Annotated in this window: 14 protein-coding genes; 4 read left to right on the top strand and 10 right to left on the bottom strand. The window is 71.9% G+C overall.

Going from position 1 to position 17,005, the window contains the following annotated elements; all coding sequences use genetic code 11:
* Nucleotides 1–58 precede the first annotated feature (58 nt).
* Entirely contained in the window at nucleotides 59–1,294 is a 1,236-nt protein-coding gene (locus FOF48_RS28525; RefSeq protein WP_143906670.1) for an MFS transporter, read from the top strand.
* A gap of 3 nt (nucleotides 1,295–1,297) precedes the next feature.
* Here the strand turns inward: FOF48_RS28525 and FOF48_RS28520 are convergent, their stop codons facing one another.
* From FOF48_RS28520 to FOF48_RS28475, 10 genes are all read right to left on the bottom strand, one after another.
* Complete coding sequence (locus FOF48_RS28520) at nucleotides 1,298–2,374, bottom strand: [LysW]-lysine hydrolase (protein ID WP_143906668.1); 1,077 nt, start codon at nucleotides 2,372–2,374, stop codon at nucleotides 1,298–1,300.
* Nucleotides 2,361–3,227 carry a [LysW]-aminoadipate kinase gene (locus FOF48_RS28515; protein ID WP_143906666.1) on the bottom strand — a complete coding sequence of 289 codons (867 nt, stop codon included), beginning with the start codon at nucleotides 3,225–3,227 and terminating at the stop codon, nucleotides 2,361–2,363. Before FOF48_RS28515 ends, FOF48_RS28520 begins: the two co-directional genes overlap by 14 nt.
* Nucleotides 3,224–4,000 (bottom strand): SDR family NAD(P)-dependent oxidoreductase, encoded by a 777-nt coding sequence (locus tag FOF48_RS28510; RefSeq protein ID WP_143906664.1) that lies wholly within the window; start codon nucleotides 3,998–4,000, stop codon nucleotides 3,224–3,226. The genes FOF48_RS28515 and FOF48_RS28510 overlap by 4 nt, the downstream gene beginning before the upstream one ends.
* Nucleotides 4,001–4,121: 121 nt before the next feature.
* Entirely contained in the window at nucleotides 4,122–5,117 is a 996-nt protein-coding gene (locus FOF48_RS28505; RefSeq protein WP_143906662.1) for a sulfotransferase, read from the bottom strand.
* Nucleotides 5,117–5,986: a family 3 encapsulin nanocompartment shell protein gene (locus tag FOF48_RS28500; protein ID WP_143906660.1), complete on the bottom strand. Its 870-nt coding sequence runs from the start codon at nucleotides 5,984–5,986 to the stop codon at nucleotides 5,117–5,119. The genes FOF48_RS28505 and FOF48_RS28500 overlap by 1 nt, the downstream gene beginning before the upstream one ends.
* A gap of 29 nt (nucleotides 5,987–6,015) precedes the next feature.
* The gene (argC, locus tag FOF48_RS28495; protein ID WP_143906658.1) at nucleotides 6,016–7,059 is read right to left on the bottom strand and encodes an N-acetyl-gamma-glutamyl-phosphate reductase; all 1,044 of its coding nucleotides are present in this window, start codon (nucleotides 7,057–7,059) and stop codon (nucleotides 6,016–6,018) included.
* Nucleotides 7,056–7,910 (bottom strand): RimK family alpha-L-glutamate ligase, encoded by an 855-nt coding sequence (locus tag FOF48_RS28490; RefSeq protein ID WP_143906656.1) that lies wholly within the window; start codon nucleotides 7,908–7,910, stop codon nucleotides 7,056–7,058. The genes argC and FOF48_RS28490 overlap by 4 nt, the downstream gene beginning before the upstream one ends.
* An 8-nt stretch (nucleotides 7,911–7,918) precedes the next feature.
* Nucleotides 7,919–8,116, bottom strand: a complete 198-nt coding sequence (gene lysW / locus FOF48_RS28485) for a lysine biosynthesis protein LysW (RefSeq protein ID WP_143906654.1) — start codon at nucleotides 8,114–8,116, stop codon at nucleotides 7,919–7,921.
* A 1-nt stretch (nucleotide 8,117) separates the two neighbouring features.
* On the bottom strand, nucleotides 8,118–9,161 hold the full coding sequence (locus FOF48_RS28480) for a transketolase family protein (protein ID WP_143906652.1): 1,044 nt from the start codon (nucleotides 9,159–9,161) through the stop codon (nucleotides 8,118–8,120).
* A complete protein-coding gene (locus FOF48_RS28475; RefSeq protein ID WP_143906651.1) occupies nucleotides 9,158–10,105 on the bottom strand; it encodes a 1-deoxy-D-xylulose-5-phosphate synthase N-terminal domain-containing protein in 948 nt (315 codons plus the stop codon). Before FOF48_RS28475 ends, FOF48_RS28480 begins: the two co-directional genes overlap by 4 nt.
* A 199-nt stretch (nucleotides 10,106–10,304) precedes the next feature.
* On the opposite strand from FOF48_RS28475, the gene FOF48_RS28470 reads away from it, so the two are divergent.
* The 3 genes from FOF48_RS28470 to FOF48_RS28460 all read left to right on the top strand — a co-directional run.
* Nucleotides 10,305–11,972 (top strand): AMP-binding protein, encoded by a 1,668-nt coding sequence (locus FOF48_RS28470; protein ID WP_143906649.1) that lies wholly within the window; start codon nucleotides 10,305–10,307, stop codon nucleotides 11,970–11,972.
* A gap of 20 nt (nucleotides 11,973–11,992) precedes the next feature.
* Nucleotides 11,993–12,253, top strand: coding sequence for a phosphopantetheine-binding protein (locus tag FOF48_RS28465; protein ID WP_143906647.1), 261 nt, complete (start codon nucleotides 11,993–11,995; stop codon nucleotides 12,251–12,253).
* A gap of 49 nt (nucleotides 12,254–12,302) precedes the next feature.
* Nucleotides 12,303–17,005: non-ribosomal peptide synthetase (locus FOF48_RS28460; protein WP_143906645.1), on the top strand; the 4,703-nt coding region annotated here is incomplete at its 3' end.

Genomic DNA, 17,005 nt, shown 5'->3' with positions numbered 1-17,005 from the left:
GTGTAGGCGTGCGCCCACCGAGCACACGTCCGTCCCGCGCTGTACAACCGTGCCCTCCGTGCCCTCATCCCTGCTCTCGCGTTCTCCCTCGCTCCGGGCGCTGTCCCACCGCGACTTCGCCTTCCTCTGGATGGGCACGCTCGTGTCCAACATCGGCACGTGGATGGAGTCCGTCGCGCTGGGGGTCTACGTCACGGAGGTGACGGGCCAGGCCGGCTGGACGGGGGGCGTGGCCGCGCTCGCCCACGTGCCGTCGCTCATCCTCGCCCCGCTGGGCGGCGCGCTCGCGGACCGCTTCGACCGGCGCGCCTTCATGTCCGTGTGCGTGTGCCTGCAAGGGCTGCTCGCGGCGCTGCTCACGGTGCTGGCCGCCACGGATCAACTCACGGTGCCGTGGGTGGCGGTCATCTCCCTGCTCAACGGCGCGCTCAACACGCTCGTCATCCCCTGCGCCACCGCGCTCACCGTGGCCGTGGTGCCTTCGGAGGACCTGCACAACGCGCTCAGCCTGGACTCGGCGCAGTTCAACCTGGGCCGCATCATCGGCCCCGTCCTCGCCGCGCTCGTGCTGACGAAGGCCGGCATCGAGGGCGCGCTCTTCGTCAACGCCCTCTCCTTCCTCGCGGTGCTCCTGGCCCTGTCGCGGATGCGCGGCACGGTGCACGTCGTGGCGCCGAAGGTGGAGGCGCTGTGGGCCGGCATCCTCCGGGGCATGCGGCTGGCGTGGGCGGACCCGGGCATCGCGCTGGCGCTGGGGTCCGCGGGGCTCGTGGGGCTGCTCATCTCTCCCTTCGTGGGCCTGGTGCCGGTGTTCGCCCTCCAGGTGCTGGGCGGCGACGCCACCACCACGTCGCTGCTGCTCACCGCGCAAGGCACGGGCGCGGTCATCGCGGCGCTCGGCTCCGGCGCCATCGTCGCGCGGGTGGGCCGGCGGGCCTTCCTGGAGACGGGCCTGCTGCTCGTGGGGCTGTCCTCCGCCGCCTACTGGCTGTCCCCCACGCTGCCCGTGGCCCTGGGCGCGCTGTTCATCCTGGGCGCCGTGTACCTCGTCGTCTTCACCGGGCTGAAGACGGTGTGCCAGGCCCGCACGCCTCCGGAGCTCCAGGCGCGCGTGAGCAGCCTGTTCCTGCTGCTGGTGAACGCGGGCTACATGCTGGGCGTCTGGGGACAGGGCGTGCTGTCGGACCACGTGGGCGTGCGGCCCATCACCGCCGGGGCCGCGCTGCTCTTCTTCGGCATCGTGGTGCTGACGCGCGCCCTGCGTCCCCGGGGCCTGGCCGCGCTGGGCACCTGAGCGTCAGGCGTCCCCGGAGGGCTTCGCCGGCAGCAGCGCCAGCACGCGCGCCAGCACCGCGACGCCTTCCTCGTACTCCGGCAGGTCGATGTGTTCGTCCGGCGTGTGGTCCAGCGCCGCGTCGCCGGGGCCGTACGCCACCATGGGCACGCTCCACGCGGAGGCCACGGTGTTCCAGTCGGACGTGCCCGTCTTCAGGCGCAGCGTGGGCTTCACGCCCCGCTCGCGGATGGCCTGCTTGAAGACGCGGGAGAGCGCGTCGTTGCCATTGGTGGAGACGGCGTGCTTCCGGGCCACCACGCGCACCGTCACCGTGCTCACCGTGGCCAGCGCCGCGAGCAGCGCCTCCGTGTCCGTGGACGGGCCGGTGCGGATGCTCACCGCGGCGGTGGCCCACTCCTCCGTCTCCGTGGCGCCGGTGTGGAAGGCGTTGAGGGACGGCAGGTTCTGCTCGAAGAGGGACGGACGCTCGCGGTTCCAGTCGTCGCATGCGCGCTTGAGCGCGCTCCATGCGTCGATGACGTGCTCGGCCGCGGCGCGGTAGTCGCGGCTCGCGGTGTGGCGGCGGCTGGCGCGGTGCTCCAGGTCCAGGCGCAGCAGCCCCTTGTAGCCCAGCGTCACCGCGTGCGCGCCGCTGGGCTCGCCGTTGATGACGAAGTCCGGCGTGTACTGCTCGCGCACGTGCAGGGCACCGCGCGTGACGGCCACCTCCTCCTCCACGCAGCCCAGCAGCAGGAACTGCTTGCCGGCGCGCTCGGCGTCGTCCAGCAGCTCCACCGCCTCGATGAACGCGCACAGCGGGCCCTTCGCGTCCACAGCGCCACGGCCGTAGAGCTTCTGCCCATCCAGCCGCACCGGCACCTGTCCGGGCACGGTGTCGATGTGGCCCAGGAACGCGATGACGGTCTCCCCTTCCCCGTAGCGGGCGACGGCGTTGCCCACCTCATCGGTGTGCGCGCGCCAGCCGCGCGTGCCCAGCCGCTCCACCAGCGCGCTGGCGAAGGACGCCTCCTGGTGGCTGGGGCTGTACTGCTCCACCATCCACCGCAACAAGTCGACGCCCGGCTCACGCGCCCGCATCCGCCCCACCTCTCGCCCGAAGGGTGAACTTCGTGCCGCCCGCCTCCTCCAGCGCGGAGAACACCGGCCGCGCCACGCGCGACGCGCTCACGTACGCCGTCGGCACCCCGCCCTCCAGCGCCCGGCGCACGGCCTCCAGCTTGTAGCGCATGCGGCCGCCCGCCAGCGGCATGCAGCCGTGCACGTCATCGCTCGCGCGCACCAGCGTCGCGGGGTCCTCCGGGTTGGAGAGCAGCCCCGGCACGTTGGAGAGGATGACCAGCGCCTTCGCGCCCAGCGCCGCCGCGATGGAGGACGCCACATGGTCCGCGTCCACGTTCACCAGGACGCCGTCCTCCGTCACCGCCGGGGGGCACACGACGGGCACGTAGCCTCCCTCCAGGAGCGTGCCCAGGAGCGCCGCGTTCACCGACGCGACCTCGCCGGCCAGGTGCTCCCGGTCGATGCGCATCCGTCCATCCGCCTCCTGGAGCTTGAGCGGCGGTCGCCGACGCGCGGTGAGCACGCGTCCGTCCGCGCCGCACAACCCCAGCGCGGTGACACCCCGCGCCAGCAACGCCAGCACCACGGCCTTGTTGACCTCGCCCACCCACGCCATGGTGAGCGCGCGCAGCGTGGGTGCGTAGGTGAGGCGCACCACGTTGCCATTCGCGGTCATCGCCTCCGGACGCGCCAGCCCCAGCGAGCCCAGAAGCCGCTCCCCCGCCTCCGAACCTCCGTTGACGACGACGACGCGCTCGCCCTGGCGGACGAGCCGCACCACGTCCGCGCAGACGTTCTCCAGGTCCACGCCCGCCGCGCCGCCAATCTTCACGACGAGGGGGCGCGCGGATGGAGCGGCGGCGGCGCTCATCCGATGACGCTCGCGCCACCGTCCACGAGCTGCACCGTGCCGGTGATGAACGACGCCCGCTCACTGGCGAGGAACACCGCCGCGGCGGCGAACTCCTCCGGCAGCCCCACGCGCTTGAGCGGGATGTGCGCGCCCATGGCGCGAAGCCCGGCCTCCACATCACCCGCGCCGCCCGCGCTGCGCTCCACGGGGGGCGTGCGCATGTAGCCCGGCGCCAGCACATTGACGGTGATGCCGGCGTCGCCCAGCTCCTGCACCAGCGCGGCGGAGAAGCCGAGGATGCCCATGCGCGAGAAGCCGGACAGCGCGAAGCGGGCCACCGGCCGGTGCACGGTCTCCGAGGTGATGAACAACAGCCGCCCCCACCCGGCCTTCTTCAAGTGCGGCAGCGCCGCGAGCGCCAGGGAGATGGGGGGCAGCAACACCGCGTCCGCCGCGCTCCGGTACGCCTCCAGGCCGAAGGTGGAGGCAGGGCCAGGAGGTGGCCCTCCGCTGTTGGTGACGACGACGTGCAGCGCGCCCAGCTTCGCCACCACGTCCTCCACCCAGCGGCGCACGTCCGCGTCGTCCTTCACGTCCACGCGGGTCGCCAGCACACGGCCGCCCCGGGCCACGGCCTTCAGCCGCGCCTCCGCCTGAGCGAGCCGGTCCGAATCCCGGGCGCCGATGGCCACGTGCGCGCCCTCCTTCGCCAGCTCCTCCGCGACAGCGAGCCCCAGCCCGCTGGAGCCTCCCGCGACGAGCGCGACCTTGTTGGCGAGTCCCAGTTCCATCGGCATCCCTCCTGAAGTCCGCGCGGAGCGCGGCGCATGCCCCTGAAGTCCCCATGGGAGAGTCCCGTCCCCCCACGCCCTGCCTGAAGTCCGAGTCAGATACTTCCCGCCGCCAGGGTTGCTACCGCCGGGCCCCCGAGCCGGAAGCCGCTCCCCCTTCCGAGGAGCGCCGCGCGCCGCTGAAGTAGCCGTACTTCGCCATCAAGGGCCACGCGAGCGCCACGGTGAGCGCCTTCGCGCCCGACGCCAGCTCCCCCTTCCACGCGTCGTCCTCGCCGCGCAGGAGCGTGGGCCCGCTGCGGAAGCGGTCCGGGTTGCCGGTCACGGTGTGGTTCTTCCCCAGCACCACCGTGCGGCCCATCACCGGGTTCTGTTCACGCGGCACGCCCACCCGGTCCAGCACCGTGTCCACGGCGCGGTCCGGCGCGGCGATGAAGTCCTCGTAGCGAAGGAAGAGCGACTGGCCGGGGAACCTGCGCGTCACCTCCTCCGACGCGGCGTTGAAGCCCAGCCAGTAGGCGGTGCTGCGCGCGGCGGACATGGGGACGACGTACTGCTTCGTCTTCGTCCACGAGTGCGTCACCGCGCGAGGGTCGCGCACCAGGTGAAGGTACAGCGGCCGGATGCCCTCCACGCGCGGCAGCAGCGCCGCCTCCGAGGGGAACTTCCCACTGTCCACCAGCACCGTGCTCGCCGTGGCCCGGGCGATGGCGCGGTAGGTGCGCGCGAGGAAGTCCGCGTGCGCCTGGAGCGCCTGTGAATCCCCCGACGCGTCCAGCACGCGCAGCGTGTGGCGCGTGCGCACCGCCGCCTGCTGCCGGCGCACCACCGCGTCCGCGTGCGTCCGCGGCGTCAGCCCCGCTGGCACGTCGGACGTCAGCACCGTGTTCCAGATGCCGCACTCCAGCAGCGCCGTGCCGCAGCCACACAGCGTGTTGGAGCCGTTCCCATAGGCGTTCTTCCACAGGAAGCTCAGCTCCCCCACGTGGAAGAAGCCCGGCACCTCGTTGAGCACGTTGCCCAGGATGGTGCTCCCGCTGCGGCACCAGCCGGTGATGTAGAGGACCGTGAGCGGCGCGCCCCCGCCCTTCGCCCCTTCCGAACCCGGGGCGCCCATCAGGTCAGCGACGCCACGAAGAAGTGGGTGGGCAGGTGCACCGCGAGCGTCGTGTAGACCTCGCCGTACGCCGCCAGGCCCTCGCGCGGGAAGATGCCCGGCGGCGGCTCCGCGAAGCGGATGACGGACCGCTGGCTGTCGTAGAGCGTGGCCGCGGCCGTGAAGTCCCCCACGATGACGGTGCCCGGGTTCACCATGCGCGTGCGGCACAGCCGGATGCCCATGGAGGTGAGGTCCGTCAGGAGCGTGCCCTGCCCCACCAAGTGCTCGTAGAAGTCCAACGAGTTGATGACGATGCCGTCCGCGGAACCGCCCATCTGCTCCACCTGCGCGCAGGCGTTGAGCAGCGAGGCGACCGCGTTCTTCTTCGCCGGCAGCCGCACGATGCCCGGCGTGTGCAACAGGCCTCGCACGCCGTCCCCACCCTGGCCCATGCACAGGGCCTGATTCTCCGCAGTGTTCAGGCGCACCAGCAGCCGGAAGTCGATGAACTGCGCCAGCGCCTGCGCGTCCTCCAGCAGGTTGCGCGGCACCTGGATCCACGCGCGCGTGGGCTTCAGCGCCTGCGCGTCCTGATGGAACTCGAAGCCCGCCTCCGGACGCAGCTCCACGTCCTGCACCGGCCCGGTGGCCTTCGTCTGGGGGTGCGTCTCGTACCAGAAGGGCACCAGGTCGCGCTCCGCCTTCGCGGTCTTGAACATGCCGCGCACCGCGATGCGCGGGCGGCGCTTGAAGCCGGGGAACGCGTCGACGATGGACGTGTCGTAGTTCACGTGGGCCTGCGGGCCCTGCTTCTGGACCGCGGCCGCGAAGGCCGCCCCGGGAGACAGGGACGCGTCCGCCTTCGATTTCGTGCTCAGGATGCTCATGGCGTGAAGCTCCTCGGGTTCACTGCTGTCTAGAGCGGATGCAGTCCGCGGAAGCCCAGGCCTTCCGCCTCCGGGCGGCCCAGCATCAGGTTCAGCACATGCACCGCCGTGCCGGCGGCGCCCTTCACCAGGTTGTCGATGGCGGCGTTCACCACGATGCGGCCCCGCTCCGCGTCCACGTCCACCGCCAGGTCGCAGTGGTTCGTTCCCAGGAGCGGCCCCGGCTCCGGGAACGGAGACAGGGACGCGCTCGGGCGCAAGAGCCGCACGAAGGGCTTCTCTCGGTAGCGCGTCGCGATGGCGCGCACCACCTCCGCCTCATCCACCGGCCGCGCCGCGAACGCGTGCACCGTCGCCAGGATGCCGCGCACGCCCGCCACCGCCGTGGCGCTGAAGTGGATGGTGGGCCGCTGGCCGGTGACGCGCTCGGCGACGCCTTCCAGCTCCCCCGTGTGCCGGTGGCCCACCGGCTTGTAGCAGCGCAGCGCGTTCGCGCGCTCCGGGTGGTGCGAGGCCCGGTCCGGCGCCGAGCCGCCTCCGGAGGACCCCGTCTTCGCGTCCACCACCAGCAGGTCCGGGCGCGCGAGCCCCGCGTGCAAGAGCGGCAGCAGCGCCAGCAGGCCCGCGTGCGCCATGCAGCCGGGGATGGCGACATGGCGAGCCCCCGGCAGGGCCTCGCCCATCCACTCCGGCAGCCCGTAGACGAACGCGGGCACGTCCTCCGGGCGCGGGTGCTTGCCGTACCAGCGCGCGTGCCCCTCCGCGTCCAGGCGGAAGTCCGCGCTCAGGTCCACCACCCGCTCCGCCAGCCGGCACACCTTCGGCCAGCGCTGAAGCAGCTCCCCCTGCGGCAGGCAGCTCACCAGCACGTCACAGGTCGCCAGCGCGTCGTGCGGCGTGTAGCGCAGCGTCCCCATCCCGCGCAGGTGCGGGTGCGAGAAGTCCAGCCGCTTGCCGGCGAACTGACCGGAGGTGGCCTGCACCACCTCCAGGGCCGGGTGCGGGAGCAACAAGCGCAGGACCTCGCCGCCCGTGTAGCCCGCCGCGCCCAGCACCGCCACGCGCACGCTCATCCGCGGCCTCCCCCCGCTCCGGTGACGACGTAGTCCGCGATGAGGTCCGGCAGGGGCACGCCCGTCGCCTCGATGCTGCGCGCGAACTCCACGCAGTGGTTGATTTCGTTGACGTAGAGGTCGCCGCCGCGCGTCTCCAGCAGATCCACCGCCACCATGTCCCCGCCCACCGCCTCCGCCGCGGCCTCCGCCAGCTTCGCGTGCACCACGGGCACCTCGTAGCGCTCCGGGACGGCGCCGCGCGCGGTGTTGGTGACCCAGTGCTCGGAGCGCCGGCGCAGCCCTCCCACCGCGCGGCCAATGACGTACACGCGCAGGTCGTAGCCCGGCTTGTCCACGTACTCCTGCACCAGGGCCACGTGGTCCTGGGCTCCGCCCGTGCCGAAGCGCATGGCCAGCACCCCCTCGGCCGCGCTGCGCGAGTCCAGCCGGGCCACCATCCGCCCCCAGCTCCCCAGCACGGGCTTCGTCACCACCGGGTAGCCCTTCGTCTCAATCGCGTCCAGGCACGCGTCCTCGTCGAAGGCCACGAACGCCCACGGCATGGGCACGCCCTTCGCGGCCAGCGCGGCGCACGTGAGGGCCTTGTCCCCGCACAAGGAGATGGTCCGCGCGCTGTTGAGCACGCGCGCGCCCTTCAGCTCCAGGAACGTGGCCAGGTAGCGCGCGCGCGTGAAGGACATGCTGCGCATCAGCACGGTGTCGGCGTCGGAGACGCGCTGTCGGTCCACCGACAGCACCCGCCCCGAATCCGCCACCATGTTGACGGCGCAGTCGCGCCTGCGCAGCGCCTCCAGGAGCAGCTTCTCCTCGGTGCGCACGCGCGTATAGACGAGGTCGACCTTGCGCATGGCCGGGGCTACTCCCCCCAGTCTTCCTCGACCTCTGGCGCTTCCTCCAGCCGCAGGGGGTTGAGCCCCACGACCTCCAGTTCCGCGGAACAGCCGTCACAGGAGAGCACCTCACCCACCATGCGGTTTGCGCCCGGCACCTGCTGCGCGCACAGCGGGCACTGGTTCGGGGTCACGGACTCCGTCGTCGGGTTCTGGACCTGCATGTCAGTCCCTCCTCGTTTCGGATCCCACGGCGAACACCGGGGTTCTTGGGAGCACTCCCAGGATGCGCTCGGCCACCTGCCCGCCCTCCAGCCCATGGCCCTTGAGCAACGCTTCATGCGACCCGGCGCGCGAGTCGTACCGGTCCTGCAACCCCACGCGCAGCACGCGCCGCGGGAGCTCCAGCGCGCAGACCGACTCGCACACCGCGCTGCCCAGCCCGCCCAGCACGTTGTGCTCTTCCACCGTCACGAGCAGCCGCGTGCGCGACGCCGTCTCGCGCACCGCCTCCTCGTCCAGCGGCTTGAGGGTGTGCACGTTGAGCACGCGCGCGGACACCTCTCGCGCCTCCAGCAGCCGCGCGGCCTCCAGCGCCACGGACACGCCCACCTCGCCATGCGCGAGCAGGCCCACGTCATGGCCCTCGCGCAGCAGCGCGGCGCGGCCCAGCTCGAAGGGCGGGCGCGGCAGGTCCAGGCGGGTGACGCGGTTGCGGCCCAGCCGCAGGTACACCGGCCCGTCGTGCGCGAGCATCGCGCGGGTGGCGTGCACCGTCTCCAGCCCGTCCGCGGGCGACACCACCGTGAGGTTGGGCATCGCGCGCAGCACCGCCAGGTCCTCGATGGCGTGGTGCGTGGGGCCGAAGAACGCCCCCGCCACGCCACCGTAGTCGCACACCAGCTTCACGTTGGCGCGCGCGTAGGCCATGTTCAGCCGCACCTGTTCGCACGCGCGCAGCACGCCGAACGCCGCGAAGCTGTGCGCGATGACGGTGTGCCCTCCGTGCGCGAGGCCACACGCCATGTCCAGCATGGTGGCCTCGCAGATGCCCAGGTTGAAGTAGCGCTGGGGGTGACGCGCCTCGAAGGGGTCGCCCCCGCCGCCCAGGTCCGCCTCCAGGAAGACGATGCGCGCGTCCTCCTGCGCGAACCGCGCCGCCGCGTGCCGGAAGACGAGCCGCGAGGACAGCTCCGGGTGGGCCTCCAGCCACGCCTCCGGCATCCGGTCCAGGTCCAGCTCCAACGGGGGGGCGAGCGACGCGCTCACTGGCCCTCCTCCCCCATCGACGCGAGCGCGCGGCGCAGGTGCTCCGGAGAGAACACCGCGTAGTGCGGCCCCTTGCCCTTGAGCATCGGCACGCCCGCGCCCTTGCGCGTCCGGGCCACGAGGGCGCGCGGACGTCCGCCCACCACGGGCGCCTCCAGCGCCGCGCAGAGGGCCGGCAGGTCGTGCCCGTCCACCTCCAGCGCCTGGAAACCGAACGCGTCCAGCCGCCTCACCAGCGCCTCCTGCGACAGGATGGCTTCGGTGGGCCCGTCGTTCTGCCCCCCGTTGCGGTCGACAATCAGCGTCAGCGCGGTGAGCCCGCGGTGCGACGCCACCTGGAGCGCTTCCCAGTTGGAGCCCTCGCCCATCTCCCCGTCGCCGCAGACCACGAAGGTGCGGTTGGGCTCGCCGCGGAGCGCATGGGCCAGCGTCAGCCCCACGCCCAGCCCCAGCCCGTGGCCCAGGCTGCCGGTGGCGAACTCCACGCCCGGCACCGCCGCGTTCACGTGGCCGGTGAAGATGCTGCCGTCCGCGTTGTAGTCGCGCACCAGCGTCTCCACGTCCACGAAGCCGAACTCCGCCAGCGCCGCGTAGAGGCCCGCCGCCGCGTGGCCCTTGGACAGGATGAGGTGGTCGCGCTCGGGCGCCCGGGGCGCCCGGGGATCCACGCGCATCACCCGCCCCAGCAGCGCCACCAGGATCTCCACCATGGACAGCGAACCGCCCAGGTGACAGCCGGACGGCGTCGCCGCCAGCCGCACGATGGTCTGACGGACCCGCCGCGCCCGCCGGGGCAGCAGCGCCAGACCCGCGTCCGACGCGCCCCCCGTGGGGCCGTCCCCCGCGCGGGCAGGCGCCACCGGACCGCTGGCGGCCGTGGGTTCATCAGGCGTCCGCGCGTCGCGCGACGGCCCGGGGATGGTGGGATTCGCCGAGAAAGTCATGCCCGTTGCTTTGCTGGCGCCAGCCCAGGATTCCGGCTGTTGTTAGGAACCCTAGGAAATCGCATCATGCGACGTCAACGCGGATTTTCTCAACATCTAGATGTACGAGAAAAAACCGCCTTGCCCGGCAATCTCGCGGTGTTACACGCGCATCACGCTCGGCAGTCCCCGCTTTCACGACAGCGGGAGGAGACCTTCCATGGGGCAGCGCTTCCATAACGCAGCGGCGTTGGAGAAGGGCCTGGAGTACCGGCGGAAGGGTTGGTGGCGTGACACCACGGTGGTGGACGACCTGCGCCGCTGTGTCCAGACGCACCCGGACAAGACCGCGATCATCGCCGCACGGTACTTTTCCAAGGACATCACGCGGCTGACGTACGCGGAGCTGGCGCGGCGGATGGACCGGTTCGCGCTGGCGCTGCGCGCGCTGGGCGTGGGGCGCGAGGACATCGTCGCGGTGCAGCTGCCCAACGGGTGGCACTTCACGGCATTGGCGTTGGCGTGCGCGCGGCTGGGGGCGGTCATCGCGCCCATCCCGCCGGACTACCGGCGGCGGGAGGTGGAGTTCATCCTGGGTCGCACGGAGGCCTCCGTGTACGTGGGGCCCACGTCATGGACAGGGCATTCGCACCGGGACATGGCGCGCGACATCGCGGCGGTGTTGCCGTCGTTGCGCCACCGGGTGCTCCTGGGCGGCGCCGCGGACCCCCAGCCGGGTGAGCGGGACTTCGACCGGCACTTCGTCGAGCGCGCGTGGGAGGAGGAGGCGTCGCTGGAGGGCGTGGCCCCGGCGGGCGCGGATGACGTGTGCAACATCCTCTACACGTCCGGCACGACGGGTGAACCCAAGGGCGTGGTGCATTCGCACAACACCAACTACGGCATCACGCGCGCGCTGTGCGACACGCTGTCCATCGACGGGACGGACGTGGTGGCGCTGCCGTCGCTGCTGACGGCGTCCACGGGCTTCACGTACTCGTACCTGATGCCCATGCTGCTGGGGGCCACGGCCATCTACATGGACGTGGGCGACCCGGAGCTGACGCTCAAGCTCTTCGAGGAGCACGGCGTCACCTTCACGTACGGCATCCCCACGTACCTGATGAACCTCATCGCGACGCAGAAGAAGCGGCAGCGGAACACCTCCTCGCTGCGGCAGCTGGCGACGGGCTCCATCCCGGTGCCACCCCACCTCATCGCGGCGGTGCGCGAGGTGTTCGGCGTGCGGCTGCACACGCTGTGGGGGATGACGGAGAATGGCGCCGTCACGATTACGCGGCACGACGACGCGCCGGACTGGCCCAGCCAGAGCGACGGGCGGGCGGTGGCGTGGATGGAGACGCGGATCGTCCCCGCGCTCGCGGAGGACGGGACGCCGTACCCGGACGGGACGGGGCGGCTGCTGGTGCGGGGCGCCAGCCAGTGCCTGACCTACTTCAAGCGCGACGACGTGTACCGGGCCGCGGTGGACGCGGAGGGCTGGTTCGACACGGGCGACCTGGCGCGCGACGACGGACGGGGCGGCATCCGCATCGTGGGCCGGCTGAAGGACGTCATCTTCCGGTACGGCTACAAGATCCCCGTGGTGGAGGTGGAGTCCGCGCTGTACTCGCATCCGAAGGTGAAGGAGGTGGCCGTCGTCGCGCACTCGGATGACTCGATTGGCGGCGAGCGGGTGTGCGCGGTGGTGGTGGTGCGGGAAGGAGAAGCCCCGCCCACGCTCAACGAGCTGCGCGACCACCTCAAGCAGCAGGGCATGTCCAACCAGTACTGGCCGGACCGGTTGGAGCTCATCGATGAGATGCCCAAGACCGCCACCGGCAAGGTGCGCAAGTACCTGCTGCGCGAGCGCCTGAAGTCCGCCTGAGCGAAGTGGGAGGCACACGGATGAGCCAGGACTTCAATGAAGCCTCTCTCACGGACGCGGAGCGGCGACTCGCCGGATGGTGGAGGGAGCTACTGGGCGTGGAGGTCGTGCGCCCGGATGACCACTTCCTGGAGATTGGCGGCAACTCCCTGATGGCCACGGTCCTGTCCAACCGCATCGAGAGCGAGCTGGGCGTGGAGGTGTCCATGGTGGACCTGTTCAACACGCTCCGCGACGTGGCGGCGCTGTGCGAAGCGCTGCGCCAGGAGCAGAGCGCTTGAGCCAGGGCCGCTCCGGACGGCGGCCCATCCCCCTTGCTCCGAGCAAGCCATGACGACCGAGCATCCCGGCCCCCCTTCCGCCTCCGCGCCGAAGTCCCCGGCGAGGCCCCGTCGCCGGGCGCCCCCCGTGGTGCCCGCTCCCCGCGACGCGGACCTGCCGCTGTCGTTCGGACAGCAGCGGCTGTGGTTCATCGAACAGCTCACGCCCGGAGGCTGCTCCTATAACGTCCCGTACTTCGCGCGGCTCACCGGCGCGCTGGATGTGCCCGCGCTGGAGCGCGCGCTGGCTGTGGTGGTGGAGCGGCACGAAGCGCTGCGCACCACCTTCGCCGTGGTGGACGGCCAGCCGGTGCAGCGCATCGCGCCAGCCCCTCCGCTGCCGCTGCGGGTGGAGTCCCTGGAGGCGCTTCCCGCCTCGGAGCGTGAGCACGCCTTGCGGCGGGTGGCGGAGGCGGAGGCGCGCGTGCCCTTCGACCTGGGCGCGGGCCCCCTGGTGCGCGTGCGGCTCTTGCGGTTGGGCGACGCCGAGCACGCGCTGCTCCTGATGCTGCACCACATCAGCTGCGACGGCTGGTCGCTCACGGTGATGGAGCGGGAGCTTCAGGCGCTGTACGCGGCCTTCCGAGCGGGCTCGGAGCCCGTGCTGCCCGCGTTGCCGGTGCAGTACGCGGACCACGCGGTGTGGCAGCGGCGGTGGCTCCAGGATGGCTTCCTCCAGCAGCAGCTGGACTGGTGGCGGGGACAGTTGGCGGGGGCCCCCGCCGCGCTGGAGCTGCCCACGGACCGGCCCCGCACTGGAGCCCGGTCCACGCGGGGCGCGGTGTACCGCCACGCGCTCCCCCGGGAGTTGGGGACGGCGCTGGAGGCGCTGTGCCGAAAGCAGGGGGTGACGCTGTTCATGGCGCTCCTGGGCGGCATGCACCTGCTGCTCGCGCGGCACAGCGGGCAGGACGACCTCGTCATCGGCTCGCCCATCTCCGGCCGCACGCGCCAGGAGGTGGAACCCCTCATTGGCTTCTTCATCAACACGCTGCCCCTGCGAGTTCGCGGCGAGGGGTCGCTCGGCTTCGGTGAGCTGCTGCACCGCGTGCGCAGGACGTGCCTGGATGCGTACGCGCACCAGGAGGTGCCCTTCGAGCAGTTGGTGGACGCGCTCCAGCCCGAGCGCGACCTGAGCCGCCCGCCGCTCTTCCAGGTGTTCTTCACGCTCCAGCATTCGGCCATGCCCGCGCTGGAGCTGGAGGGGCTGAGGACCACCGAGCTGGACTTCGAGCCGGGCGTGTCGCGCTTCGACCTCACGGTCTTCCTGCGCGAAACCCCCGACGGGCTCGTGGGCCTCTGGGAGTACGACACCGACCTCTTCGACGAAGCCACGGTGGCGCGCTTCGCGACGCACTACCTGCGCCTGCTGGACGCCGCGGTCGCGGAGCCGGAGCGCCCCGTGGCCACGCTGCCCCTGCTCTCCGCCCCGGAGCGGCGGCGGATGCTGGAGCTGGGCACGGGAGCCCGGGTCCCCTTCCCGCGCGACGCGTCCTTGCCCACCCTGTTCGCGGAGCAGGCCGCGCGCGCGCCCGATGCCGTGGCCCTGGAGGCCGGGGGCGTGCGCCTCACCTACGCGGAGCTGGAGGCGAGGGCGAACCAGCTCGCGCACCACCTTCGTGGACAGGGCGTGAGGCTGGGAACGCCCGTGGGCCTGTGCGCGGGTCGCTCGCGGGAGATGGTCGTGGCCACGCTCGCCATCCTCAAGGCGGGGGGCGCGTACGTCCCGCTGGATCCAAGCTATCCCCCCGAGCGCCTGGAGTTCATGGCGCGCGACGCCCGCATCCCCCTGCTCCTGGTGGAGCCGGGGCGCGAGGCGGGGCTGACTGGGTTGGCGGCGCGAGTGGTGGTGCTCGACCCTTCATGGCGGACCTTCTCGGACGAGCCGACGGACGCCCCCCGCGTGGACATTCCCGCCGAGGCGCTCGCGTACGTCATGTTCACGTCTGGGAGCACCGGGTGGCCCAAGGGCGTGGGGGTTCCGCACCGGAGCGTGGCGCGGCTGGTGAAGGGCGTGTCCTTCTTCCATGCCGGCCCCGGCGACACCGTCCTCCAGTTGGCGCCCACGTCGTTCGACGCCGCGACGCTGGAGCTCTGGGGGGCCCTGCTCCACGGCGCGAGGCTGTTCCTCTACCCACCGGACATGCTCTCGCTGGAGGAGCTGGAGGCGACGCTGGAGCGCGAGCGCATCAGCGTGTTGTTCCTGACCACCTCCCTCCTTGAACAGATGGCCCTGACGCGGCCCGAGGCGCTCGCGCGCGTGGGGCAGGTCCTCACGGGTGGCGACGTCCTGTCCCCGGTGGCGGCGCGCAAGCTGCTGGACGCGGGGGGTACGGTCGTCAACGGCTATGGCCCCACGGAGAACACCACCTTCTCCACCACGCACCGGGTGAAGCAGGACCAGGACGCGCGGAGGCCCGTGCCCATTGGCCGCGCTCTGGAGAACTCCCAGACGCTGGTGTTGGACGCGCACCTGGAGCCGGTGCCCCCAGGCGTCGTGGGCGACGTGTACGTGGGAGGTGACGGTCTGGCGTGGGGCTACGTCGGCCGGCCGGACCTCACCGCCGAGCGCTTCGTGCCCCACCCCTTCAGCGACGTCCCAGGTGCCCGGCTGTACCGCACGGGGGACCGCGCGCGGTGGCTGCCGGACGGGGAGCTGGCCTTCATGGGCCGCTCGGACACCCAGGTGAAGCTGCGCGGCGTCCGCATCGAGCTGGGTGAAGTCGAGACGGCCCTGCGGCACCTGCCCGGCGTGGACGACGCGGTGGCCGAGGTGCGTGAGTACGCCCCCGGCGACAAGCGGTTGGTGGCGTATGTCGTCGGCACGGAGGTGGACGCGACGGCGCTGCGCGCGGGCCTCGCCGCGCGACTGCCGGCCCCGCTGGTCCCCGCCGCCTTCGTGAAGCTGGACCGGCTGCCCCTGACGCCCGTGGGCAAGGTGGACCGCAAGGCGCTCGTCACGCCCGTCGGGAACGCGCTCGCCGGGGAGGAGTACGTGGCGCCGCGCACCGCGACGGAGACGGCGGTGGCCGAGGTATGGGCCCCTCTATTGGGACGCACGCGCGTGGGGACGCAGGACTCCTTCTTCGAGCTGGGCGGACACTCGCTCCTCGCCACGCAGGTCATCTCCCGTCTGCGCGAGACCTTCCAGGTGGACCTATCCGTGCGGGCGCTGTTCGAGGCCCCCACCATCGCCAGCCTGTCCGCGCGCATCGACGCACTGGGGCAAGGGGGCCGCAGGCTCCGGTCCCTCCCGCTCGAACCCGGCCCGAGGGATGGATGGCGGCCACAATCGTTCGCGCAACAGCGGCTGTGGTTCATCTCGCGGCTCGACACGCTGGGGTTCTCCTACAACGTGCCGCTGGTCACGCGGCTGCGCGGACCGCTGGATGCTCGCGCGCTGGAGCGGAGCCTCGCGGAGATCATCCAGCGCCACGCCGTGCTGCGCTCCACGTTCGATGAAGTGGATGGGCAGCCGGTGCAGCGCATCGGCCCGGCGTGGGACTTCACGCTGAAGCCGGTGGAGGTGGACGTCGCCGTGCTCCCGGTGCGACTGGAGGAAGAGGCGCGCCGTCCGTTCGACCTTCGCCAGGGTCCGCTGGTGCGAGGCCGGCTCTTGCGCGTCGCGGACGACGACCATGTGTTGATGCTCGTCATCCACCACATCGCCTTCGATGGGTGGTCCATCGACGTACTCCAGCGCGAGCTGGACGTGCTCTATCCCGCGCATGCGCGGGGCACCGGCTCCACCCTCCCGCCGCTGTCCCTCCAGTACGTGGACCACGCCCTGTGGCAGCGGGAGTCATTCCAGGGCGAGGCGCTGGAGGAGCAGCTTACGTGGTGGCACCGAGAGCTGGCGGGGGCACCGCCCGTGCTGGACCTGCCCACCGACAAGCCACGCCCGCCCGTGCAGACCTTCCAGGGCGCGAACTTCGAGGTGCCCCTGCCCCAAGCCCTCCACCGCGCCCTCCAGCTGTTGGGGCAACGGGAGGGCGCCACGCTGTTCATGACGCTGCTGGCGGGCTTCCAGGTCCTGCTTGCCCGCTACAGCGGCCAGGAGGACATCGTCGTCGGCTCGCCCATCTCCGGCCGCAACCGCCGCGAGGTGGAAGGCCTCATCGGCTTCTTCGTCAACACGCTCGTCCTTCGCGCGGAGGTCCCGGCGGAGGGCTCCTTCCGCCAGCTCCTGCGCCGGGTGCGTGAGAGCTGCCTGGGAGCCTTCGCCCACCAGGACCTCCCGTTTGAACAGCTCGTGGACGCGCTCAAGCCTCCGCGCGACTTGAGCCGTACGCCGCTGGTGCAGACGATGTTCGTCCTTCAGCGAGCAGCCGCGCCGCTGTCGCTGCCCGGCCTCGATGTGGAGGAGGTTCCGTTCCAGACAGGCGTCTCCCGCTTCGACCTCATGCTGTTCATGCGGCAGACGTCTCAGGGACTCGTCGCCTATTGGGAGTACAACACCGCGCTCTTCGAGGCGGCGACCCTTGCCCGGATGGCCACGCACTACGTGCGACTGCTCGAAGGCGTCGTCGCGAATCCCGAACAGCCCCTCGCGACTCTGACGCTCCTCTCGGGAGCGGAGCGTCAGCGGCTGCTGCTCGACTGGAACAGCCGGGAGGAGCGACTTCCAGCACCGGGACTCATCCATGCGTGGGTGGAGGCCCAGGTCGCGCGGACACCGGATGCGGTCGCCGTCACGAATGGAGTCGACTCCCT

Source organism: Corallococcus sp. Z5C101001 (assembly GCF_007352635.1).
Classification (GTDB): Bacteria; Myxococcota; Myxococcia; order Myxococcales; family Myxococcaceae; genus Corallococcus; species Corallococcus silvisoli.
The sequence above is the reverse complement of the archived record's forward strand: the minus strand, read 5'-3'. Positions and strand labels throughout refer to the sequence as shown.